Here is a 21,080-nt window from a genome sequence, read left to right as displayed (position 1 = left end):
GCCTGCTCAATGTGTTTTTACGCAACGTCGGCGCACGGCCGGAACTGCTGATCCTGAGCCTCATGGTGATGATCATCGCGATGCTGATCATTCCCTTGCCGACGGTGCTGGTGGATTTTCTGATCGGCCTGAACATCGTCATTTCGCTGTTGGTGTTCATGGGCTCGTTCTACATCGAGCGCATCCTCGCTTACTCGACTTTTCCTGCGTTATTGCTACTGACCACGCTGTTTCGCCTGGCGCTGTCGATCAGCACGAGCCGACTGATCCTCAGCCAGGCCGATGCCGGCGAGATCATTGCCTCATTCGGCGAATTCGTGATTGGCGAGAGCCTGGTGGTGGGCTTCGTGATCTTTTCCATCGTCACCATTGTCCAGTTCATCGTGATCACCAAAGGTTCGGAGCGGGTCGCCGAAGTGGCGGCTCGGTTCTCCCTGGACGGGATGCCGGGCAAGCAGATGAGCATCGACGGCGATCTCAAGGCAGGTGCACTCAGCGCCGAGGAAGCCCGGGAAAAACGCAGCGTGCTGGAGCGTGAAAGCCAGTTGTACGGCTCCTTTGACGGTGCAATGAAATTCATCAAGGGCGATGCGATTGCCGGCATCGTCATCATCTTCGTCAACTTCATCGGCGGCATGGCCATCGGGGTCGGGCAATTGGGCATGGACATGTCCACCGCCCTGTCGACCTACACCCTGTTGACCATCGGCGATGGCCTGGTCGCGCAGATTCCCGCGCTGCTGATCGCCATTGGTGCCGGATTCATCGTCACCCGCGTCAACGGCGACGACAGCAACCTGGGGCGCAACATGCTCACGCAGACCCTGGGCAACCCGTTCGTGCTGGGGGTGACGGCGCTGCTGGCATTGGGGGTAGGCCTGCTGCCGGGTTTTCCGTTGTTGACCTTTGTGCCCATCGCCGCGTTGTTGGCCTCGGTGGTGTATTGGCGCCAACGGCGGGGCACCGGGCAGGCGGGCCCGCACGCCCCGGCCAGCGAGCCGGATGCGCTGAACCCAGGCCCGGGGTTGCTCGATGACATCGACCACATCGCGACCCAAACCATTGCCCTGATGCTGTTGGTGCCCACCGCCCAACTGGGCGGTTTGATCAAGGCCCGTTGGGCTGCGCGTTTTCGCAGCCAGTTTTTCGTCGACTACGGCCTGCGCATTCCCGAACCGCTGCTGCGTGGCAACGACGGCCTGCCGGCGCATCAGGTGGCGGTGCTGATCAACGAAGTGCGTGCCGAGCAGTTCGATATCCATTTCGATCACTGGCGCCTGCTCGACTACTCGCCGGATCTGGAACCGCTGGGGTTCTCCCTGGTGCGCGGCAAGGACAGCAATCGCCAGGGCGGCGTGTGGGTCAATGCTGTCGACAGGGAGCAGGTCCTGCAACTGGGCTATCAACTGCGGGCGGCCGATGAAGAATGTTATCGCTGCCTGGTGACTTTGCTGGCACGGCATATCCAGGAGTTTTTTGGCGTCCAGGAAACCAAGCAATTGCTCGATGAAGCGGAAAGCCGGTACCCCGACCTGCTCAAGGAGGTGTATCGCCACGTCACGGTGCAGAAGGTCGCTGAAGTGCTGCAACGGCTGGTCGGTGAGCGTATTTCCGTTCGCAACCTCAAGCTGATCCTTGAGTCGCTGGCCTATTGGGCCTCGCGGGAAAAGGACGTGCTGGCCCTGGTCGAACACATTCGCGGGACGATGGCGCGCTACATCAGCAACAAATTCGCCCAGGGCAATGACCTGCGGGTTTTGCTGTTGTCGCCGGAGTTCGAAGACGTGGTGCGACGGGGCATCCGGCAGACGTCGGGTGGCAGTTTCATCAACCTGGAACCGGCCGAGGCCGAGGATCTGATGGACCGCCTGGGTGTCGGCCTGGACAACCTGCACATTGCGCACAAGGACATGGTGCTGCTGTGTTCGGTCGATGTGCGGCGCTACCTCAAGAAGCTCATTGAAGGGCGCTTCCGTGAACTGGACGTGATGTCGTACGGCGAAGTGTCCGAGACCGTTTCAGTCAATGTCCTCAAGACGATTTGAACGCCCGATGAACGACCTCCTGACCCCCCTGCAATTGGAACGGCGCGCGGCGCACCCGCTGCGTTTGCGGGGCCCCTTGCTCGAAGCGGCACTGGACAATGTCGTGGTGGGTGAAATCTGCGAAGTACGCGGTCACTGGCGCTCGCCGCAGGTGGCGGCGCGGGCGCAGGTGATCGGTTTCCAACCCGACGCGGTGGTGCTCAGCCTGCTGGGCGACGGCAGGGGGTTGTCCAGGGCGTCCATGATCGTGCCCACGGGCGCGACTTTGCGCCTCAACTGCAGCGAGGCGCTGCTGGGCAGTGTGGTCGATCCCCAGGGGCAGATTGTTGAGCGACTGGCACCGCCGAGCACCGAGGCACCTCAGGCGTATCCGGTGGATGCCAATCCTCCGGCGTATTACCAGCGGCGGCCGGTGACACAGGCGCTGAGCACCGGTATCCGGGTCATCGATGGCCTGCTGACCTGCGGGGTCGGGCAGCGCATCGGTCTGTTCGCCTCGGCGGGGTCGGGCAAGACCACCTTGATCAACATGCTGATCAGTCACAGCGATGCCGACGTTTTTGTCATCGGCCTGGTCGGTGAGCGTGGGCGTGAAGTGACCGAATTCATCGAGAGCCTGCGCCAGTCGCCCCGACGAGCACAGTGCGTGGTGGTGTTCGCGACTTCGGATTACTCCTCGGTGGATCGCTGCAATAGCGCGTTGCTGGCCACGACCATCGCCGAGTATTTCCGCGATCAAGGCCGGCATGTGCTGTTGTTGATGGACTCGCTGACCCGCTACGCCAGGGCGCGTCGCGACCTGGCCCTGGCGGCTGGCGAGGCGCCGGCCCGTCGGGGTTATCCCGCGTCGGTGTTCGACGCCTTGCCGCGATTACTGGAACGGCCGGGCGTCACTGCCAGCGGCAGCATCACGGCCTGGTACACGGTGCTGTTGGAAAGTGACGACGAACCGGACCCGATTGCCGAAGAGATCCGCTCGATTCTCGACGGCCATCTCGAGCTCAGCCGCGCGCTCGCCGCCAAAGGGCATTACCCGGCGATCGATGTCTTGCGCAGCGTCAGCCGAGTGGCCACCCAAGTGACCGGCGCGCAGACGCAGCAATTGGCCGCGTCGGTGCGCGCCGACCTGGCTCGCCTGGAGCAATTGCAGGTATTTCTCGACATGGGCGAGTACACCGCGGGTGTCGATGCCGCCAACGACCAGGCATTGCAACGCCGCGAGGCCCTGACCTGTTGGCTGCGTCAACCGACGGCCGAACATTGTCCCCCGGACGAAACCCTGCGGAGCCTCGATGAACTCTTTGCCTGACCGACAGCGCCTGTTGTCCCTGCGCCAAATGCGCCAGCAACGTGCGCAACGGGCGCTGCACCTGACTCACCAGCAGTTGCAGCCACTGCTGCGTGAACTCTCGGCATTCGACGGCCAGGAGGCCTCGTTGCGCAATCTGCTGGCCAGCCATCGCGCCAGCGATTGCACCCTGGATTGCAGGCAGCTGTTGGCGTTGTTACGTACCCAGGCAGTGATCCGACGCCAGATTGATCTGCTGCGCCTGGAGCGCGATCACGTCGCCGGGCAGTGCAGGCAACTGGAGCAGTTGCTGCACCAGCAACGGCAGCAGTTGGGTGATGCGCGGCGTCAGTACGAGACGTGCGCGCGGTCTGTGCAGCAAATGGCACGTACGCAATGGCTGGAGCGATTGCGCCGAGAAGAACGAGACAGCGAAGAAATGATGGGAGCAGGGCGATGAACGACGTTTCCTCGGTTACACCGGCGGCGGCACCGAGTGGGTTACCCGATCACGAAGTGATCGCCCATGGGCCGTCGGTTTTGCGCGTACCGGCTCAACCGGATGAACTGCCGCAAGGCGTGCTGGATTTGCTGGCGATGCTGGTGGTGCAGCCCCCATCCAATGGTGGTGCTGTCCAAACGCGGGCCCTTGCGGGTGAAAAGCGCCCTGAGCGTGCAGCGCAGCGACGACTCGACTTACCCGTGAAGGCGCCCGTGCAGCCAACGACCCCCTCCCTGAGTGTGACGCCAAACATCGTCGATACCTTGGCCGACGCGCCTGGCCCTCTGCCCATCGAGCAAACGGTTGATGTCCCGGTGATTCCCTCTGTCGACGAGGCCGAAGTCTCCATCAACCTATACGGCACACGCCCCGTACATTCGGGCCAGCCGCTCTTGCTCCCGACCACTCCGACACCAACCCCAAAACCCTGCCTCGAGATGAAGAGTGAAACGCCGGTGGCACCTTACCCAGGTCTGTTGCAGGTGCCCTTCAACAAAGGTGTGGTCAGCGGGCAGGTGACGGTCACTCGAGAATCCGAGGAGCCGGCGCGCACGCTGCTGCTCACTCCGAGCAACGGCCAGGTGTTCGACCACCTCAAGGCACCGTTCGAACACCTGCGCGATCCCGGTTGGCGGTTGGTGGATCAGCGGGGTGAGCAACCGCGTCAGGATGCCCGGCAGGCACGGGATGATGAACCGCAAGAGTCTCCCGAATGAGTTCGTTGCAGTTGCGCCGGGTAGAGGCCGTGACGCACGCCCGCGTAAAAGCGGTGCAGGGCTGGCGCCAGGCTGGTCAGGGGGCGGGGCTGGGCCGGCTGGCGCCACAAACGACTTACCTCGGGTTTTGCGCTGGCGACTGGCGTGGCCTGGTCAGCCCCCACGAGTGGCTCCAGCACACGCTGCCGCAACTGCACGCCTGGATGCCCGGGGAAGGTTCGGCCACGAGCATCGCGCACCTCTTCCAGTCCGTGCCGCAACCGTTGCTGCCGCAGGTGCAGGCATTGTGTTACCAGGCACTGACCGAGATTGAGCTGGTCACTGGGCAGGCCCTGCCGGGCGACGACTTGCCATGGCTCGACACGCCGCGCGGACGAGTGTGGGTGACGCAGCTGCCGACGCGGCGACCGGTCAGTGAACAGCCGCCATCGACGCGCGTGTTGCAGGATCTGCCGCTGCATCTGCAGTGGTTGCTGGGTATCAGCTACCTCACTCATGGCAGTTTGGCGAGGCTGGGGCAGGGCGATGTCCTGCGTATGGAACATCGGATCGACCGCTGTCTGCTGGCCAATCGTTGCATTGGCGTTTTCACGTTCACTGAAGAGGGACTACACATGCAAGCAACGGTCGCCGACCAGGCCATCGCCGCGCCGGACGAACTGACGACTCTGCCAGTGCGCCTTGAATTCCTGCTCGCCTCCCAGGCGACTGATCTGGGCACGCTGGCGCGGATATTGGATGGACAACTCATCGCTTTGCCGAGCGATGCTGCCCGTCACATCGAGATACGCGCCAATGGCAAATCCGTTGCCCGTGGCGAGCTGGTGCAACTGGACGATGGGTTGGGGATCGAGGTGCTCCAGGTGTACGCGGCGGAACAGTCGCGATGAATGATGTCTCGCTGATTGCACTGCTGGCATTCGCCTCGCTGCTGCCGTTCCTGGTGGCGGCGGGCACCTGCTACATCAAGTTTTCCATCGTGTTTGTCATCGTGCGCAACGCCTTGGGTTTGCAGCAGGTGCCGTCGAATATGACCCTCAATGCGATCGCCTTGATGCTGGCGATTTTCGTCATGACGCCGGTCATGAAACAGGGCTATCGCTATTACAAGGAAGAGGCGGTCGCCTTTACCGACATCGAGTCGGTGGTCGATTTTGCCGAGAACGGCCTCGGTGGCTACAAGGATTACCTGCGCAAGTACACCGACCCTGAACTGGCACTGTTCTTCGAGCGCGCGCAAGCGGTGCAGAGCGATGACGAGAGCAGCGTGGCCGACGATGAGGCGCTTGCGCCCTCGCTGTTCGCCTTGTTGCCGGCCTACGCGCTGAGTGAAATCAAAAGCGCGTTCAAGATCGGTTTTTACCTGTACCTGCCTTTCGTGATCGTTGACCTGGTGATTTCCAGCATCCTGCTCGCGCTGGGCATGATGATGATGAGCCCGGTGATCATTTCGGTGCCGATCAAACTGGTGTTGTTCGTTGCACTCGATGGCTGGGCGCTGCTGTCGACCGGCTTGGTCAGGCAATACCTGACCCTGCTGGCCTAGGGGCGCTTGTGAACGATCTGGTGTATGCCGGCAATAAAACCCTGTACCTGATTTTGCTGATGGTGGCCTGGCCGATCATCGTCGCCACGGTGGTCGGCCTGGTGGTTGGCCTGGTCCAGACGGTGACTCAGTTGCAGGAGCAGACGCTGCCTTTCGGTTTCAAGCTGCTGGCGGTGGCGGCATGCCTGTTTCTGCTGTCGGGATGGTATGGCGAAACCCTGCTCGATTTCAGCCGTGAAGTCATCCGCCTGGCGTTGGCTTAGCGGGATGTCGGTGACGCTGTTCTTCGATCTGTACGCCTGGTTTGCTGGCGCGCTCGTGGGATTCGCGCGGCTGGCGCCGATGTTTTTCATGCTGCCGTTTCTCAACAGTGGCGTGCTGACCGGAGCACCCCGGCAGGCGGTGATCCTGCTGGTGGCGGCCGGGTTCTGGGGATATATAGGCGAGCCGCTGCCGCGTCTCGACAGCCTGGCGTTTCTCGGCTTGCTGCTGCGCGAAGCCGGGATTGGTGTGTTGCTCGGGTGCCTGTTGTGCTGGCCTTTCTGGGTCCTGCACGCCATGGGCAACCTGATTGATAACCAGCGCGGGGCTTTGCTCAGCAGTACCGTCGACCCCGCCAACGGCGTGGATACCTCGGAGGTGGCGAACTTTCTGCAACTGTTTGCCGCCGTGGTGTATCTCGAAGGCGGTGGTCTGCTGTTGATGCTCGAGACCGTCGGCCATAGCTATCGCCTGTGTGCACCGGTCACCTCCTGCGCCGTGAGCGTGCAGGCGCTGTATGGCCTGCTCGATGCGCTGATGGACAAAATGTTGGTCATCAGCGCGCCGGTGGTGGCCACCTTGTTGATCAGTGAAGCGCTGCTGGGTCTCCTTTCGCGGTATGCACCGCAGATGAACGCGTTTTCAGTGTCGCTGACCATCAAGAGCCTGGTGGCACTGGCGGTGCTAATGGCGTATTTCGGCGTGCACTTGCCCGATGAAGTCCTGCGCATGGCACCCAGTTTGCCAATGCTCGAACGGCACCTGACTGTCGACGGGGAGGCGGGCAATGTCCTCCAGCGCTTCGAAGACTGAGAAACCCACCGCCAAGCGCCTGCGTGATGCTTCGCGCAAAGGGCAGACGTTCAAGGCGCGGGATCTGGTGGTCACCTGCCTGACGCTTTGCGGCATCGCCTACATGGTGTTCAACAGTTCGCTGCTGGACCTGATGGAAGGCTATCGACGCATCATCGCCTCGGGTTTTAACGCCGACCTGCAGCAGTATTCGGCGACACTGGTCGTGGTGGGGCTCAAGGCGCTGATGCCGCTCCTGGTGGTGTGCGCCCTGACCAGCGCCATTCCGGCATTGCTGCAAAGCGGCTTCGCCATGGCCAGCGAAGCCCTGAAGCTGAACTTCGGCGCGTTGAACCCGATCAATGGCCTGAAAAAACTGTTCAGCCTGCGCACGCTCAAGGACACGGTCAAAGCGCTGTTGTACCTGGGCAGTTTTGCCCTGGCCCTGTGGATTGTCTGGATCACCCAGCGCAAATTGCTGTTTGCCCAGCTGTTTGCCCGCACCCGGGATCTGTTTGCGATCTGGGGCCACTTGCTGCTGGTGCTGGTGTTGGCGTTTCTGCTCTGCGTGCTGTTGATCGTGGTGCTCGATGCGCTGAGTGAATACTGGCTGTTCATGCGCGATCAGAAGATGGACAAGGACGCCGTCAAGCGTGAACACAAGGAGCTGGACGGCGACCCGCAGATCAAGGGGCGCCGCCGCGACCTGCACCTGGAGTTGTTGTCCGAGCAGGTCAAATCCGATGTGCGCAGCTCACGGATGATCATCGCCAACCCCACTCACATCGCCATCGGCGTGTATTTCCGGCCGGAAATCACCGTACTGCCTTTCATCTCCCTGATGGAAACCAACCAACGCGCCCTGGCCGTCCGGGCGTATGCCAACAAAGTCGGCGTCCCGGTCATCAACGACCCCGCCCTGGCCCGGCGCATCTACAAGACCCACCAGCGCTACAGCTTTCTCCAGGTGCAGGAGGTCGAGGAAGTGCTGCGCCTGTTGATCTGGCTGGAACAAGTCGAGCAGGCCTGACGCATTCCCGTAGGCGCTGCCGGTCGAGGCTCGATGGCTCGCGAGGCTTGCATGAGCGCTATTTGGCAGCGCTGCCTCGTGATGCTTTGGCTCAATGCAGTGGCCAGTAGCGCTGGCAATTTTTCAGGAGTGTGGCCGATGAGTCGCGACAAGCAACAACACGAACAGGTCGCCATGGACGTCGTCGATGCCGTCCTGGGTGGGGCGACATTGAAGGAGGTGCAGGGACTTCGCGACGAACACATGGACGGCCTGTATGGCTTCGCCTTCAAGTTCTATGAACAGGGGCGGCTGGACGATGCCGAGAAGTTTTTCCACTTCCTGTGCATCTACGACTTTTACAACAGCCATTACTGGATGGGTTTGGCGGCGGTGCATCAGCTCAAGCACAACCACCAGAAAGCGATCGACCTGTACGCCATCGCCTTCGCCCAGGGCCGCAACGACTATCGACCGATGTTCTACACCGGTCAGTGCCAGCTCGCCCTGGGCAAGATTGGCAAGGCCAGGTCGTGTTTCCAGTACGTGCTTGAACAGGCCACGCAAGAGAACTTGCGCCAACAGGCCCAGGTGTACCTCGACACGCTGGCCCCCATCGAAGAGAACTGAACATGAGCGAAATCAGCAGCACATTCATTCCGGTTTTTACGCCAGGTCCTGGCCGTTCCGAACGCTTGGACGACAAGCCTACGAAGCTGGACGCCGTGAATTACCACAAGGCAGGCCAGGAAGCGCTGGGGAACCTGATGTCGGTTCAATACGACGCGGGTGCGCGAACGCCCGTCGAGGTCATCGGCCGGCCGCAATTGCACCCGCCCCTGGCCCGCGACAATGGCAAGGCATCGCAGGGTGATATGTTCACGTTGCTCATGGCGATGATCAGCGAGCTGCTCGGCGAGGTCGATGTCAACAAGCTCAAAAACCGGTTGACGATGTTGCAAAGCCTGGCGAGCGCGAGGCAACAGGGCCACGAAAAACTGGCGGCCAAATACACGTCGGCGGTGGCCGCGATGGAAGCGGCGGAAGGCGCCGTGGACCTCGGTCGACAACAGTTGGAACCTTTGCATGAGCGCGTTCAATACCTGAAGCGCCAATTGACTGAAAGCGAAACCCGCCTGGCAGGGCTGGCGCCCGGCTCTCCTGAACAGGTGAACGAAGCGGCTGTTCGCGACCGTGTTAAAACCGAACTGGCCAAGGCCACCCGGGTGGTCGAGAAAGCCACCGATGCCCAACTGAAACTGATCGAGACCGCCAATGCCGCCGCCCGGTCCTTGCTGGTCGTGGCCCGGCAGGTGGAGCAGGCGGGCGTGATTGGCCCGTCGATCAGCCAAGCCGATGAAAAAGCGCTCAACGCCAGTGCCCTGGCCTTGCTCAACCGGTTGAAAATCATTGAGCTGCTGGGCGACGCCGCGCAGAACAAGGAAGAACTCAACCAGGCGTTGTTGCTGGAACTGCAGGCCCGGTTGCAGGAAAAAATGAAGGTTGAGTCGGAAAAATACCTGGAAGAAGTCCGTAAAGCCGAAGCAATGCAGAAGACCATGGGCTGTGTCGGCAAGATCGTCGGCGCCCTGGTGTCCATCGCCAGCATTGTCGCGGGCGTCCTGACGGTCAATCCGGTGCTGATTGCCGTAGGCGTGATCGGTGCCGCCATCATGATTGCCGAAGAGGTGGTCAAGCAAGCCACCGGAACGTCGTTCATGGGCGAAGTGATGAAGCCGCTGACGGCGGTGATGCAGGAAGCCGTGAAGCTGTTTACCGAGCTGTACACAAAGACGTTGATGGCCTTGGGTGTCGATGAAAAAACGGCGAAGGACATCGGCCAGATCGCCGGCATGATCGCAGGCATCGCCGCCACACTCGCCGCAATCGTTCTCACGGCCATGGTCGGAATCAAGGTGATTGGCCCGATGCTTGGCGCCATCGCGTCGAAAATCGGCGCGGTGGTGGCGCAAGCCGCACCGGCCGCGGTGCAGGCCACCAGGCAACTGGCGTCCTCGCTCGGTAATACCCTGACCCAGATGCTCAGCCAACTGCGCCATTTCGTCAGCAACGGTGCGGACCCGGTGACGTTGGCCCGTTACGCGGCCAGGGTCGAAATCGCCCAGGCTGTCACCGAGTTTGCGGGCGTCGGTGCGCAGGGAGCGCTGGGTGTCCAGAGCGGTGCGCATCAAGCCCAGGCCGCCCGGCGCCTGGCGGATGTGCGGGTGCGCACGGCCGTCAACGAGCAAATTACCGGCTATCTCACGCGGGTGGTCGAGGATTATGGCAAGGCGATGCAGGACCGCAGCCGACAGATCGAGCAAGTCCTTGCCGACCAGCAACGCAGCCATGCGGTCAGTCTGTATATGGCACGCAACGCCTGAATCCACGGATACAAGGAGTTTTCCATGAACATCAATCCCAGCACTGCAGCCCCAATCCTGTCACCTGTCACGGTGATCACGGACAAAGTCTGGCTCTCGTCCGATGACTCGGACCTCAAGCGCGTGGTCGGGCAGGGACAGGTTTTGCAAGCGTTGTCGGACACTTCGCCAGAGGAACTGGCGCGCGCCATCAACGGCTATCAACCCAACGAGTCCGATCAGCGTGATTGGCTCGCCGCCACGCTGGCGGCAGGCGATGAAGTGCGCAACGATCTGATCTTCGACCCCGGCGCCTGGGAGAAGCACGCCAACGTGCTGGTGGCCGCGATCATCGCGTTGAATGTCGCACGGGTGGCCAACGCCCAGCTTCGAGGGCATTTCAGCGTGATGGCCTCTGACGCCGCCAAGTCCCAGGGCGCGGCGATTGTCGAGTCGGGCAAGGCCGCGATGTACAGCGCCATCACGGCCGCAGTGGTTTCGGGGACCATCGCCGGTTTTGCACTGCTCAAGAACTTTCAGGGGCAGGGACTCAAGCAGGCAGACATTGATCTGCACAAGCGCAATTCGCTGGATGCCGGCACCCTGGAGCGTGACTTGCAGCAGGCGCGCGCTCGCGATGACTGGAACCCGGACACCCCTTACAAGGTGACCACTTTCGATGATTTTGCCCGCCTGAAAACCGTCGATTTCAAGCCCCAGGGCTCGACGTTGAGCGCTCAGGAGCAAGCCTGGTTCAACCGTGAAATCATCAAGGCGCAGAACGTCGGGCGAACGTCCGACTGGCTGAGCCAGGCGAGCGGAAAAGGCATTGAAAAGCGCCTGGAAATCGGCCGTGCGCTCAACGCGATGTCGATGAGCCTGAGCCAGGTGGTAACGAGCATGGTGCGCATGGGCGAGCACGCCGCGCGGGAGAAGGAGGTCCTGCAACAAAGTGCACAGAACGTGCAAAAAGGCCTGGGCGATGAAGTCGCGCAAAAGGACTCGGCGGATGCCGCGTTGTTGCAAAAACTCATGGAAATAGCCATGCAATTGTTTCAGTCACGGATAGACGTGATCAGCAAAATGGCCTGATCGGAGAACTGCATGAACATTGTCGACTTCATAGCGCCCCAGAATCGCCAGACCGTAGATTCCCATCAAGTTGCCGACATCCCCCAGCCGTCCGAATTACCCGCAGCAGCGAAGGTTGACCCACCTCTGGGCCAGCTGTTGGAACAAGCGAGCAAAGGGGTCAATCGCCAACTTGGCAACCTGCTGAGGGTCCAGCCACCCGCTGAAAAGCTGACGAGTCTGTTGTTGACAGGCGCTACTGCGCAAGCCGACATCACCGCGTTTAGTGAGCAGCTCGAGGGTCAACGCATTCGCGGCCAAATCTGGGCGCAGCAAGTGGACCGGACGGGTACGCTGATGGCGCATGTGCAGCAAACCCTGTCCGAGGCAGAGCAGGACCGTCTCATTGCCGCTCAACAGCATGTGTGGGCCGAACTGGACGACAAGGCTGCACTGCCTGGGAACATTGCCGACGCCTTGGATCGGCGCGATGCCCCGCCTGGTGAATTCTTCGGCAAACTGCGCGAACTGATTGAGCTGATCAAGAACAGCTACCTCGCCGTCTATCAACACATCATCGATGGCTTCACCCGGTTCTTCGGCGACTTCAACCAGGCGATCACCGCCAAGCTGAAGGACTGGATCGAAGGTGTGAAGGACGGCAAGGAGGTCAAGCTGGATGTGGGGCAGCTTGCAGCAGCGTTGCGCACACTGGTGCGCAAATATTCGCCACCCAATCCCGCCGCCGTATTGTTCCCGGCTCCGGGGATGAGCAACGGCGCGAGCAGGGCAGAGGCACAAAAGTGGCTGGCGGCGCTGGGCCTGCCGGCCGAAAGCCTCAGGAAAAACACCAACGGCACCTACAGCGTGGTCATGGACCTCAGCCCCTTGAACACCATGATCAGCCAACTGCCGACGGGGGCCAGTGTCACCTGGGATTCCGCCCGGTTCCAGTCCTGGCAAACCGGCTTCAACGCCCAGGAGGAGCGACTGAAGAACATGCTGCAATCCTTCACCCAGAAATACTCCAACGCCAATGCCTACCACGATAACTTCAACAAGATCCTGTCTTCGCACCTGAGTCAGTATGCGGAGATGCTCAGGGCGATGCTCAACATCTGACAGGCACGGTATTTTTACGGTTTTGTCCTACGGCAACAGTCGACTTTCCTTTCGCACAGATGTGATATCGCCCTGCGGAATCATCGCACTCAACTTCCTATAGTCACGCAGCTTGTCATCTTGAGCCCGCTCTACGGCGGGCTCGATTGCGTTTCAGTACCTTCCTGTAGAGAAGTTTTCCAATATGGACAGTGCAACTGATGAAAAGCCGGGCCGGTCATTTGTGTTTGACCGCTGGCTCCTGCAAAGCGACGGAACGCTGATGCGAGATGGACACGGAGTCCATGTACCCCCCAAAGAACTGAGTGTGTTGCGCTTGCTGCTGGCATCGGCGGGCAAGGTGATCACCAAGGATCATCTGCTCGACTGTGCATGGCCGGCGATCGATGCCGGCGAGGAATCGTTGACCCGCTGCATTTACGCCTTGCGCAAGCTGCTCAGGGACAACAAGGATTACATTGCAACGGTATACGGCAAGGGTTATCGGTTCACTTGCCCGGTGGTGGCACTAAGGGTCAACGAACAGACAGCGGCCAAGGTCTCGTCCTTGGCTGTCCTGCCGTTTCGCGGTGTGAGTCAATCGCTGGCGCTGGATTGGCAGGACGCAATGATCCGCCAGTTGACCACGGCATTCGGCGAGGCGCTTCACGTCGTTCCATCAAGCTTGATGGTCGCCTATGACCCGCCTGTCGACACGCGGGGTATGGTCGAGGAGCTGATGGCGGACTTTTACCTGACAGGGCGGCATGTGCAGCGTGAGGGTGGACAACAGTGGTCGACCGAGTTGATACGCGGCAGCGATCATGCGCTGTTGCATGCACAGGCGCTGCCCGGGGAGAGCCTGGAAGAGGCGCTTGGCGAATTGACCCGTCTGGTTGCCCAGCGTTTGCCGGGCCTGCGCCCCTGTGCCAATACGTGCTCGTCCTACCCGGCCGTGGTGGCTTACCTCAACGGGTTATGCAACGTTCAGCAACACACACCGCAAAGCCTGCGCGAAGCACTGGTGCAGTTCCGTCATGGCCTGCAGCTGGATGAGCGTTACGCCCCCGCCTGGTGTGGCCTGGTCGATGTCTGGCTGGGGCAGGCGATGCTGGGATTGTGCGATCAGGACGACGCCATTGACCTGGCACAGTCGGCGGTCGCCAGAGCTCTGACGCTGGACCCCGGCAGCACATCAGCCATCGCACGGCTTGCCTTGCTCACCAGCTTGCGTGGTTGCGAGGAAGCGGCGCAGGTGCTGTTCCGACGTTGCCTGCTGGCCGCCGACCAGGCCGACGTGCATTTCCTGCATGGGTGGCATCTCTGGTTCTGGCAACGTAATGGGCAGGCAATCCAGAGCCTCGACAGGTGCCTGCACCATGATCCCCATTGCGTACGGGCAAAGTTGCTGCGAGCGCGCATCGCCCAGGCCGGTGAGCCCGGGCAAATCATCGGCGTCGTCTCGGCGGGTCATCCGGCGGTTTTGCCGAGTCGCCCCAGCGCTCTGTTCAATTCTGATGAGGGTAGGGCCGTCACCGCATAATTGGGTCAGGAACCGCACGTGCAGGGCCTCTAGCATGGGGGTACTTTCACTGCCCGGAACCTGATCGGTGACACAGACCTCAGCCTCCCCTCAACAGCCCTGTGTCCTGCGGATCCTGAACGGTCCGCTCCAGGGCTGCGAGTTTCCCCTGGCGGCGCCGCGCACCTTGTTCATCGTCGCGCCGCTTGATCTGTTAGGCACGCAAGCCCTGGCCGTGAGTGTTCCCGAGGACGCGATATTTGTTCCCCTGGAGCAGGGCGGTTGCAACTTTGAAGTGGTGTTGAGTGAGCATGAGCCGAACGGCGTGACCCTGCACATTCTCGGCGACTGCGCGCAAACCCGGCATTGCCCCTTTCAGCAAGCCACCCAGATCGGGGGTTTGCAGATGGTCGTGCTCGAGGCAGGACAGGTTTGGGCACTGCAGGTGGTGGGGCAGCCGGGGCTTTCGACGAATGCGCCTGATCGTCACTGGCCGCCAGCCCGGTTGGCGAAATGGGTGGCGGCGGGGCTGGGGGCTGCACTGCTGATGGCGTCGTCGGGCTTCTGGTCGATGTCTGGCCCGGCGCCACAAACCCAGGTGCGCAGCCTGATTATGGGCGCCGACATCGAGGTCGTGCTGGGGCGAGACCAAAAGGTGTACGTGTTTGTCGCCTCCGAGCGCGATGCCGGTTGGAGCCGGCAAGTGTTGATGCGCAACACGGCGTTGACCAGTCAGGTACTGGTGGTCGAACAGGAGCGCCGTCGCCTGGAGCGCCTGCTGGTCGACCACGATCCACAATTGGCCTGGCACGCGCTTGACCTCAGGGACCCGGCGAAACCCCGGCTGCTGCTCAGTGCGCAGCGCAGTCTGCTCACCCCCGAACGCCAGGCGCAACTGCTCGACGTGTTGCTCAAGGCGGCTCCCTATGCCCGGGAAGTGGTGGTGCAGGTACAGGATGACAAGCTGCTTGCCGACTTGGCCGAACAGGGCTTGCTCCGTCTGGCACTGGCCTTCAGGCGGGTCGGGAATGCCAACAGCGTGACCTTCGCCATCGGCGGGGATTTGCAGGACGCCGAGCTGGCGGCCGCTCGGCAGTACGTCGATGCGTTTCATCGACAGTGGGGTGATCGCTACGTGCATTTCGCTGTCGAGCTCAAGGATGACTTGCTCAAGGGCAAGTCATTTCAAAGTGGCCCACAGGGCTACATCAAGACGACGACGTCGTCCTGGTTTTTTCCCAATTGAATCTGGAGGTGACCTATGCCTGGCGTAGGGAGTGCGGTGAGTTTTGTCGATGATTTTCTCGGTCAGCAAGCGGCAGCGTTCGAAGTCGGCGCGAGCAAGCTCAAAACAGAGCTGGACAAGGCATTGGCTGATCTCGGGAACGATGCGTCCGATCCCGGGAAGCTGGCGGCCTACCAGGCAGCCTTCTCGTCCTACACGGTGTTCCGCAATGCCCAGACCACCACGGTCAAGGGCTTCAAGGACATCGACATGGCGATCATCCAGGCGGCCCGCTGATTGTTTTTCCACGGGTCATCGTCCCCTGGCGATGGCCATTTTCACGAGTGCACGGCATGACTGTTCAGAGCATTTCTCCACCGCTGTTCGAGCCTGCGGCCTTCACGCAATTGCGCAGCCCGCAGGAAGGTTCGGTGGTTTCACTCGAGCATCGTCTGATCGAAGCGTTCGCAGGTGCAGCGGTGGACAGCGCGCGGGAGGTGGCGGCAATCGAGCACCTGTCACAACGTCCCGATATCACTAGCCCCGAAGCGCTGTCGCAATTGCAGGAGCGGATGGGGCAATACAACGTCGACATCAATCTGCTCAATACGTTGGTCCGCAAGGCGGTGGGCACCGCTGAAACATTGTTGCGCGCATCATGAGGGCGAGTGTGTGTTTGTTGGTGGTGTGCCTGGCACTGGCGGGATGTCGCCAGCCGAGTCTGCTGGAAGGGCTGGACCAGCAGCAAGCCAATGAAGTGTTGGCGCTGTTGCAACGCAACAACATCGCGGCGAACAAAGTCGACGCCGGTAAAGCCGGTTATGCGGTGAAGATCGATCAGGCGGATTTTTCCGCCGCCGTCGATTTGCTCAACCTCTATTCGTTGCCCTCCCGGCCTCGGCTGCAAGTGGCCGATATGTTTCCCGGCGATGCGTTGGTGGCGTCCCCCAGAGCAGAAAAAGCCAGGCTGTATTCGGCATTGGAGCAGCGCCTGGAACAATCGATCGCCGTTCTTGAGGGTGTGGTCTCGGCACGGGTGCACATCAGTTACGACCTGGATGCCGGGGAGGGCGGACGCAAGGTCGCACCCATTCACCTGGCGGCCTTGGCCGTGCATGAACGAGACGTCGAGCCGCAGTTGCTGATCAGCGACATCAAGCGCTTTCTGAAGAACAGTTTTGCTGGCGTCGACTACGAGAACATCTCGGTGGTGCTGTCGGCACGTTCGCCCACGCAACACGTCGCACCTTCGGTGGTTGCGGCGCCGCAGGATGCGCGCTGGATCTGGATGCCCTTGATTGTGCTGTTGGCCGGTGGCGCTGGGCTCGGTTACCGACTGTCCAAAAGAGGATGGCGCAATGTCGTGCGTTGAGCGTTTGCGGCGGATTCTCGACGAACCGCTGGATTATCTGCACCCGCAGCGGCTGCAATTGCCGGCCGGGTTCAATCATGCAGAGGCGCGACACGCACTCAACCAGATCCTGCTTGAAAGGATGGACTCACCTGAGGCATCGACTTCGATGCCACTCACTGCCGTGGCGCAGTTGTGGATTCGGACGTGGCGGCAATTGCCCTACATCGCTTGCCTGATAGGGGCCTGGCGCCTGTTTCCGCAACTGGTGCGGGACAAGGTTTTGCAACAGTTGCCAGCGCCAATGCGCCACTTTGCCGGTTGCCGGCCTGGTCCTCGCGTTTGCCTGCCGCTCGAGCGCTCCTGCGCGGTGCTGCATCAGGTGGAAGCGGCGGGTTTCAACGCGCTGGTGGGGTTGTCCGGGTTCATCCCGCCGCCGTTGATCCAGCGGCTGCCCTTGCAGTTTTCTCCCTTGGTTGTCGATCAGCATGCGCAGTGGCCGGACGCAGCTGCCGATACAACGCTTTTTTTCCTGGCGGTGCAGCATGCTCGACTCTATCCGAACCCTGAGTGATATGCCGGCATCGAGCGACGCGCGGGTCGCCCGTGAAGACCTCGTCGCGGCGCGTCAGCGACGGGCCTTGCAAATCCAGGCGCAGCGGCGTGCGCGAGCGTGTGTCGAGCAGGCTCGTGGCGAGGCTGAAGATATTCGCGCCCAGGCGTTCAGCGAAGGCTATGCCAGTGGCATCGTTCGCGCCGCGCAGGACCTGGCAAACGGCTTGCTCGGATCGCGGGCGCTCGGCTTGCAACTGCGCGAGGACCTGGCGCGCGGTGCACGCGAGTTGCTGCGCGATGTACTGGTCCGCGGCGAGTGGCTGGACGAGATGCTCGAGCGTTGGCTGGCCGAGCAGTCCGATACCCGGGTGCCCTTGCAGGTGTTGTTGCCTGAACGCTGCAAGTCTCAAGGCCCTGCCTTGCGCGAGCGATTGCAGGCGCTGTGGTCCGGCGCGCTGGTTTTCGATTATCGGCCCGAGGAGCGCTACGTGTTTCGCCTGGCTGACCAGTTACTTGAATTTGATCTCGACGCCGTTTGCCAGCGCCTGGAACCCCTGCTGATGGCGCGGCTGACCCACCTGCCCGAGTCGGTGCGACGCCTGGATGCAGCTTCCATCGATCTGTTGCAGGACCTCTGTTCCAGGTTCTGCGCGCAGGTGCGCCATGAAGATTGAGTCCACCTATCACACGCCCAGGTCGGTGACCGCCGTCGAGTCCCTCGAATCGCGATTCATGACCGCGCTAGGCAAGCCTGCAGGGGCGCCCCCGGACAAGTCGCCGGCCGGTTTCGAAGAACTGTATCGGCGCCTGTCAGCGATGGAGGGGCGGGGCGAAAAGTCTCATTACGTTTTTCTCAAGTCGCTGCGTGACGAAGAGGGCACCACACGGCTGTACCCCAACGCCCAGGCGTTGTTGACGGTCACGCAGCAGTTGCTGGTTCGCCTGAAAGAGGATGGGTTGGAGCAGTCGCAACTCTACAAGGAAATCAAAGGTGCCAATGGACGGGCCTTCAACATGAAACTGGCCGTGCTGAACTACATGCGTGATGTGTTTCAGCCGATGGACGACGATGCCAGGGAGAGCAATTAATGGAAACCAACGTACTAGGCACTTTGCCCCCCCCGTCAGCAGCGCACGCCACAGAGTCGCGAGGCACTTCCCCGCCTCTGCTGGGGGCGCTGGCGCTCCATCCCTCTGAACTTGCATCGCAACTTCCGCCGGATCTTCAATCGAAGCGATTTGCGGCGAGTCTGAGGCAGATGGGCGCCGCCGCTGCAAGGGAGTTCGAGGCGATTGACTTAGGTCACATCGACGCCCAGGTCGCACAAGACATCGAAGACTTCGTCAGGAATGGCCAGCGCTCTGGAGGCTCCGATCTCGAGTCGGTGTTCGTTCAGGCGCAGCGGCTGACCACCGAGCAGACCCCGGTCGGGCGCATGAATGCCCTGTTCGAAGCCGCCAAGGATTTGCTGGCAGCGGCCAAGGGGCCGGCACTCAATCTGGCCCACGTCGCCGGGCGGACCGGATTGATCGTCGGGCTGACGAAAATGCTCAATTACGTCGTGCGTGATTACGTCGACGATGCCATGAAAATGGGTAACACACCCGACGCGGTCAAGGCCTGGTGGGTGTCAGCGCTGGCAATGATTGGCCCGGCACTGATCCTGGTCGGGGCGGTTCGAAACGGACTGAACGGCACGGGAAGCGTTTCTTCGAACCTCTGGCGTGTGCTGACGGCAAGCTTGACGGTGGGGGCGCTTATCGCGTCGCGCCTGACAGGCATGGATAGCAAAACGCTGCCGGCGATGGTGGGGGCGACGTTGTACTCGGTGCTCAGGGACCTGCTCAACACGCTGTTTCCACTCAAGGACAATGCGGCCGCCCCCAGCGGGATGAACACCGGGGCGACGGCGGTCATCTACGGTGTGTCCCAATACATTCTGGCGCAGGTGGGACAACTGATCCCGACGGTTAATGGCAGTGGATTGATGCCCAATCTGATCCGCACCAGCCTGGACAGCTTTGGCCTGGTCCTGGATGACGTCGTCTACATGCTGTGCAGAAGCTGTGACTGGCTGACGGGCGCGTCGATGCCGGAACCACCGGTTGCCGGTTATGAACAGGAGCGAGACAGAACGCTCAAGGTGCTCGCAAGCGCTCAGGTACCTGACCGGCATCAGTGCGCCAATACGGCGTTCAACATTGGCGGGCAGCGGATGGCGGTTGCGCATGCGTTCACACTGATACTGCCGGCGATGTTTTCCATTTTGCAGACGTCAGAGGTCGAAGATCCGCAGGGCCTGTTGAACCTGTTCATCGGATTCATGTCGGCCGCTATCTACCTTCCTTTGGTTTTCGGCGCCCTGATGCGCACCGACCGTTCCTACACGCTGAGCGAAACCCCGACGGCTTGAGTCCGAGCAAAGCAGTCGCCTGTCTGCGCCGTGCCGGCTATAATCGCCGGCACTTTTCGCCGCCCTGAGTTCAAGCCGCCCATGTACAGCCTGGCCCGTCAACTGTTGTTCAAATTGTCTCCGGAAACCTCCCACGATCTGTCCCTCGACCTGATCGGCGCGGGCGGGCGTTTGGGCCTCAATGGCTTGCTGTGCAAAAAGCCTGCAAACGTGCCGGTGAACGTCATGGGCCTGGAGTTCCCCAACCCGGTCGGCCTGGCCGCCGGTCTGGACAAGAATGGCGCGGCCATCGATGGGTTCTCCCAGTTGGGCTTCGGTTTCGTCGAAATTGGCACCATCACCCCGCGTGCGCAACCCGGTAACCCAAAGCCGCGAATTTTCCGCCTGCCCGAAGCCGAGGCGATCATCAATCGCATGGGCTTCAACAACCAGGGTGTCGATCACCTGCTGGCGCGCGTGCAGGCGGCAAAATACAAGGGCGTGCTGGGCATCAACATCGGCAAGAATTTTGACACCCCGGTGGAGCGCGCCGTTGACGATTACCTGATTTGCCTGGACAAGGTCTACGCCCACGCCAGCTACGTCACGGTCAACGTCAGCTCGCCCAACACACCGGGCCTGCGCAGCCTGCAATTTGGCGATTCGCTCAAGCAACTGCTGGCCGACCTGGCCGAGCGCCGGGCGGAACTGGCGCTGCGTCACGGCAAGCACGTGCCGCTGGCGATCAAGATCGCACCGGACATGTCGGACGAAGAAACCGTTCAGTTGGCGCAAGCCCTGATCGAAACCGGGATGGACGCGGTGATCGCCACCAACACCACCTTGAGTCGTGTTGGCGTCGAAGGTATGGAACACGGTGACGAGGCGGGCGGCTTGTCCGGCGCGCCGGTGCGGGACAAGAGCACCCACACCGTCAAAGTGCTGGCCGCCGAACTGGCGGGTCGTTTGCCGATCATCGCCGTGGGCGGCATCACCGAAGGCAAGCACGCCGCCGAGAAAATCGCCGCCGGCGCGAGCCTGGTGCAGATCTACTCCGGCTTCATCTACAAGGGCCCGGCGTTGATCCGCGAGTCGGTGGATGCGATTGCTGCGTTGCGCTGACCAGTTACCCCTGTAGGAGCGAGCCTTGCTCGCGATGGTGGCCCAGGCACCGCGGGGCATCAGACAGCCCGCGTTATCGTTGACGACCATCGCGACGGTTCGACGCCTCGACGAGCCCGCTCCTACAGTAAGGGGGGCAGGCATAAAAAAGGGCTCCTCGAAGGAGCCCCTGGGCCGAAGCCCGCCGCCCGGATGGGGCGTGCGTGGTAAGTCGAAAC

At 61.5% G+C, this 21,080-nt stretch carries 23 protein-coding genes; all 23 read left to right on the top strand.

Annotated elements, in window-relative coordinates; translation table 11 throughout:
* Positions 1-2 precede the first annotated feature (2 nt).
* The 23 genes from AB4O36_RS17525 (at position 3) to AB4O36_RS17415 (ending at position 20,862) form a co-directional block, all read left to right on the top strand.
* Positions 3-2,045: an EscV/YscV/HrcV family type III secretion system export apparatus protein gene (locus AB4O36_RS17525; protein WP_460142155.1), complete on the top strand. Its 2,043-nt coding sequence runs from the start codon at positions 3-5 to the stop codon at positions 2,043-2,045.
* A gap of 7 nt (positions 2,046-2,052) precedes the next feature.
* Positions 2,053-3,354 carry a type III secretion system ATPase SctN gene (sctN, locus tag AB4O36_RS17520; protein WP_460116954.1) on the top strand — a complete coding sequence of 434 codons (1,302 nt, stop codon included), beginning with the start codon at positions 2,053-2,055 and terminating at the stop codon, positions 3,352-3,354.
* Positions 3,338-3,793: a type III secretion protein gene (locus AB4O36_RS17515; protein ID WP_460139866.1), complete on the top strand. Its 456-nt coding sequence runs from the start codon at positions 3,338-3,340 to the stop codon at positions 3,791-3,793. Before sctN ends, AB4O36_RS17515 begins: the two co-directional genes overlap by 17 nt.
* A complete protein-coding gene (locus AB4O36_RS17510; RefSeq protein ID WP_460139865.1) occupies positions 3,790-4,551 on the top strand; it encodes a SpaN/EivJ family type III secretion system needle length determinant in 762 nt (253 codons plus the stop codon). The genes AB4O36_RS17515 and AB4O36_RS17510 overlap by 4 nt, the downstream gene beginning before the upstream one ends.
* Positions 4,548-5,441 (top strand): FliM/FliN family flagellar motor switch protein, encoded by an 894-nt coding sequence (locus AB4O36_RS17505; protein WP_460139864.1) that lies wholly within the window; start codon positions 4,548-4,550, stop codon positions 5,439-5,441. The genes AB4O36_RS17510 and AB4O36_RS17505 overlap by 4 nt, the downstream gene beginning before the upstream one ends.
* Positions 5,438-6,097 (top strand): EscR/YscR/HrcR family type III secretion system export apparatus protein, encoded by a 660-nt coding sequence (locus tag AB4O36_RS17500; RefSeq protein WP_460116950.1) that lies wholly within the window; start codon positions 5,438-5,440, stop codon positions 6,095-6,097. Before AB4O36_RS17505 ends, AB4O36_RS17500 begins: the two co-directional genes overlap by 4 nt.
* Positions 6,098-6,105: 8 nt before the next feature.
* Positions 6,106-6,360, top strand: a complete 255-nt coding sequence (locus tag AB4O36_RS17495) for an EscS/YscS/HrcS family type III secretion system export apparatus protein (protein ID WP_460116949.1) — start codon at positions 6,106-6,108, stop codon at positions 6,358-6,360.
* A 4-nt stretch (positions 6,361-6,364) separates the two neighbouring features.
* On the top strand, positions 6,365-7,171 hold the full coding sequence (sctT, locus tag AB4O36_RS17490) for a type III secretion system export apparatus subunit SctT (protein WP_460142154.1): 807 nt from the start codon (positions 6,365-6,367) through the stop codon (positions 7,169-7,171).
* Positions 7,146-8,180 (top strand): EscU/YscU/HrcU family type III secretion system export apparatus switch protein, encoded by a 1,035-nt coding sequence (locus AB4O36_RS17485; protein ID WP_460139863.1) that lies wholly within the window; start codon positions 7,146-7,148, stop codon positions 8,178-8,180. Before sctT ends, AB4O36_RS17485 begins: the two co-directional genes overlap by 26 nt.
* Positions 8,181-8,318: 138 nt before the next feature.
* Positions 8,319-8,789, top strand: a complete 471-nt coding sequence (gene sicA / locus AB4O36_RS17480) for a type III secretion system translocator chaperone SicA (RefSeq protein WP_460139862.1) — start codon at positions 8,319-8,321, stop codon at positions 8,787-8,789.
* 2 nt (positions 8,790-8,791) lie between these two features.
* On the top strand, positions 8,792-10,543 hold the full coding sequence (sctE, locus tag AB4O36_RS17475) for a type III secretion system translocon subunit SctE (protein ID WP_460139861.1): 1,752 nt from the start codon (positions 8,792-8,794) through the stop codon (positions 10,541-10,543).
* A 24-nt stretch (positions 10,544-10,567) separates the two neighbouring features.
* Positions 10,568-11,614 (top strand): cell invasion protein, encoded by a 1,047-nt coding sequence (locus AB4O36_RS17470; protein WP_460139860.1) that lies wholly within the window; start codon positions 10,568-10,570, stop codon positions 11,612-11,614.
* A 12-nt stretch (positions 11,615-11,626) separates the two neighbouring features.
* Positions 11,627-12,715, top strand: a complete 1,089-nt coding sequence (locus AB4O36_RS17465) for an IpaD/SipD/SspD family type III secretion system needle tip protein (protein ID WP_460139859.1) — start codon at positions 11,627-11,629, stop codon at positions 12,713-12,715.
* Between the two features lie 184 nt (positions 12,716-12,899).
* On the top strand, positions 12,900-14,237 hold the full coding sequence (locus AB4O36_RS17460; protein WP_460139858.1) for a winged helix-turn-helix domain-containing protein: 1,338 nt from the start codon (positions 12,900-12,902) through the stop codon (positions 14,235-14,237).
* Positions 14,238-14,304: 67 nt separating this feature from the next.
* Positions 14,305-15,462, top strand: coding sequence for a PrgH/EprH family type III secretion apparatus protein (locus tag AB4O36_RS17455; RefSeq protein ID WP_460139857.1), 1,158 nt, complete (start codon positions 14,305-14,307; stop codon positions 15,460-15,462).
* Positions 15,463-15,477: 15 nt separating this feature from the next.
* Positions 15,478-15,738: a type III secretion system needle filament subunit SctF gene (gene sctF / locus AB4O36_RS17450; RefSeq protein ID WP_460139856.1), complete on the top strand. Its 261-nt coding sequence runs from the start codon at positions 15,478-15,480 to the stop codon at positions 15,736-15,738.
* A gap of 56 nt (positions 15,739-15,794) precedes the next feature.
* Positions 15,795-16,103: a type III secretion system inner rod subunit SctI gene (sctI, locus tag AB4O36_RS17445; protein WP_460139855.1), complete on the top strand. Its 309-nt coding sequence runs from the start codon at positions 15,795-15,797 to the stop codon at positions 16,101-16,103.
* Entirely contained in the window at positions 16,100-16,813 is a 714-nt protein-coding gene (locus tag AB4O36_RS17440) for an EscJ/YscJ/HrcJ family type III secretion inner membrane ring protein (RefSeq protein WP_460139854.1), read from the top strand. Before sctI ends, AB4O36_RS17440 begins: the two co-directional genes overlap by 4 nt.
* On the top strand, positions 16,800-17,366 hold the full coding sequence (locus tag AB4O36_RS17435) for a secretion system protein (protein WP_460139853.1): 567 nt from the start codon (positions 16,800-16,802) through the stop codon (positions 17,364-17,366). Before AB4O36_RS17440 ends, AB4O36_RS17435 begins: the two co-directional genes overlap by 14 nt.
* Complete coding sequence (locus AB4O36_RS17430; RefSeq protein WP_460139852.1) at positions 17,338-18,021, top strand: oxygen-regulated invasion protein OrgB; 684 nt, start codon at positions 17,338-17,340, stop codon at positions 18,019-18,021. Before AB4O36_RS17435 ends, AB4O36_RS17430 begins: the two co-directional genes overlap by 29 nt.
* A complete protein-coding gene (locus tag AB4O36_RS17425) occupies positions 18,011-18,436 on the top strand; it encodes a hypothetical protein (RefSeq protein WP_460139851.1) in 426 nt (141 codons plus the stop codon). Before AB4O36_RS17430 ends, AB4O36_RS17425 begins: the two co-directional genes overlap by 11 nt.
* Positions 18,436-19,761, top strand: coding sequence for a hypothetical protein (locus tag AB4O36_RS17420; protein ID WP_460139850.1), 1,326 nt, complete (start codon positions 18,436-18,438; stop codon positions 19,759-19,761). Before AB4O36_RS17425 ends, AB4O36_RS17420 begins: the two co-directional genes overlap by 1 nt.
* 81 nt (positions 19,762-19,842) lie before the next feature.
* A complete protein-coding gene (locus tag AB4O36_RS17415; protein WP_460142153.1) occupies positions 19,843-20,862 on the top strand; it encodes a quinone-dependent dihydroorotate dehydrogenase in 1,020 nt (339 codons plus the stop codon).
* Positions 20,863-21,080: the final 218 nt, after the last annotated feature.

Source organism: Pseudomonas sp. S2_E01 (genome assembly GCF_054668365.1).
The sequence above is the reverse complement of the archived record's forward strand: the minus strand, read 5'-3'. Positions and strand labels throughout refer to the sequence as shown.

What these genes read in the sequence shown, in the direction of transcription:
- sctN (WP_460116954.1), top strand. Translation starts at nt 2,053, where the DNA reads ATGAACGACCTCCTGACCCCCCTGCAATTGGAACGGCGCGCGGCGCAC.
- AB4O36_RS17515 (WP_460139866.1), top strand. Translation starts at nt 3,338, where the DNA reads ATGAACTCTTTGCCTGACCGACAGCGCCTGTTGTCCCTGCGCCAAATG.
- AB4O36_RS17510 (WP_460139865.1), top strand. Translation starts at nt 3,790, where the DNA reads ATGAACGACGTTTCCTCGGTTACACCGGCGGCGGCACCGAGTGGGTTA.
- AB4O36_RS17505 (WP_460139864.1), top strand. Translation starts at nt 4,548, where the DNA reads ATGAGTTCGTTGCAGTTGCGCCGGGTAGAGGCCGTGACGCACGCCCGC.
- AB4O36_RS17500 (WP_460116950.1), top strand. Translation starts at nt 5,438, where the DNA reads ATGAATGATGTCTCGCTGATTGCACTGCTGGCATTCGCCTCGCTGCTG.
- sctT (WP_460142154.1), top strand. Translation starts at nt 6,365, where the DNA reads ATGTCGGTGACGCTGTTCTTCGATCTGTACGCCTGGTTTGCTGGCGCG.
- AB4O36_RS17485 (WP_460139863.1), top strand. Translation starts at nt 7,146, where the DNA reads ATGTCCTCCAGCGCTTCGAAGACTGAGAAACCCACCGCCAAGCGCCTG.
- sicA (WP_460139862.1), top strand. Translation starts at nt 8,319, where the DNA reads ATGAGTCGCGACAAGCAACAACACGAACAGGTCGCCATGGACGTCGTC.
- sctE (WP_460139861.1), top strand. Translation starts at nt 8,792, where the DNA reads ATGAGCGAAATCAGCAGCACATTCATTCCGGTTTTTACGCCAGGTCCT.
- AB4O36_RS17470 (WP_460139860.1), top strand. Translation starts at nt 10,568, where the DNA reads ATGAACATCAATCCCAGCACTGCAGCCCCAATCCTGTCACCTGTCACG.
- AB4O36_RS17465 (WP_460139859.1), top strand. Translation starts at nt 11,627, where the DNA reads ATGAACATTGTCGACTTCATAGCGCCCCAGAATCGCCAGACCGTAGAT.
- AB4O36_RS17460 (WP_460139858.1), top strand. Translation starts at nt 12,900, where the DNA reads ATGGACAGTGCAACTGATGAAAAGCCGGGCCGGTCATTTGTGTTTGAC.
- sctF (WP_460139856.1), top strand. Translation starts at nt 15,478, where the DNA reads ATGCCTGGCGTAGGGAGTGCGGTGAGTTTTGTCGATGATTTTCTCGGT.
- sctI (WP_460139855.1), top strand. Translation starts at nt 15,795, where the DNA reads ATGACTGTTCAGAGCATTTCTCCACCGCTGTTCGAGCCTGCGGCCTTC.
- AB4O36_RS17440 (WP_460139854.1), top strand. Translation starts at nt 16,100, where the DNA reads ATGAGGGCGAGTGTGTGTTTGTTGGTGGTGTGCCTGGCACTGGCGGGA.
- AB4O36_RS17435 (WP_460139853.1), top strand. Translation starts at nt 16,800, where the DNA reads ATGTCGTGCGTTGAGCGTTTGCGGCGGATTCTCGACGAACCGCTGGAT.
- AB4O36_RS17430 (WP_460139852.1), top strand. Translation starts at nt 17,338, where the DNA reads ATGCTCGACTCTATCCGAACCCTGAGTGATATGCCGGCATCGAGCGAC.
- AB4O36_RS17425 (WP_460139851.1), top strand. Translation starts at nt 18,011, where the DNA reads ATGAAGATTGAGTCCACCTATCACACGCCCAGGTCGGTGACCGCCGTC.
- AB4O36_RS17420 (WP_460139850.1), top strand. Translation starts at nt 18,436, where the DNA reads ATGGAAACCAACGTACTAGGCACTTTGCCCCCCCCGTCAGCAGCGCAC.
- AB4O36_RS17415 (WP_460142153.1), top strand. Translation starts at nt 19,843, where the DNA reads ATGTACAGCCTGGCCCGTCAACTGTTGTTCAAATTGTCTCCGGAAACC.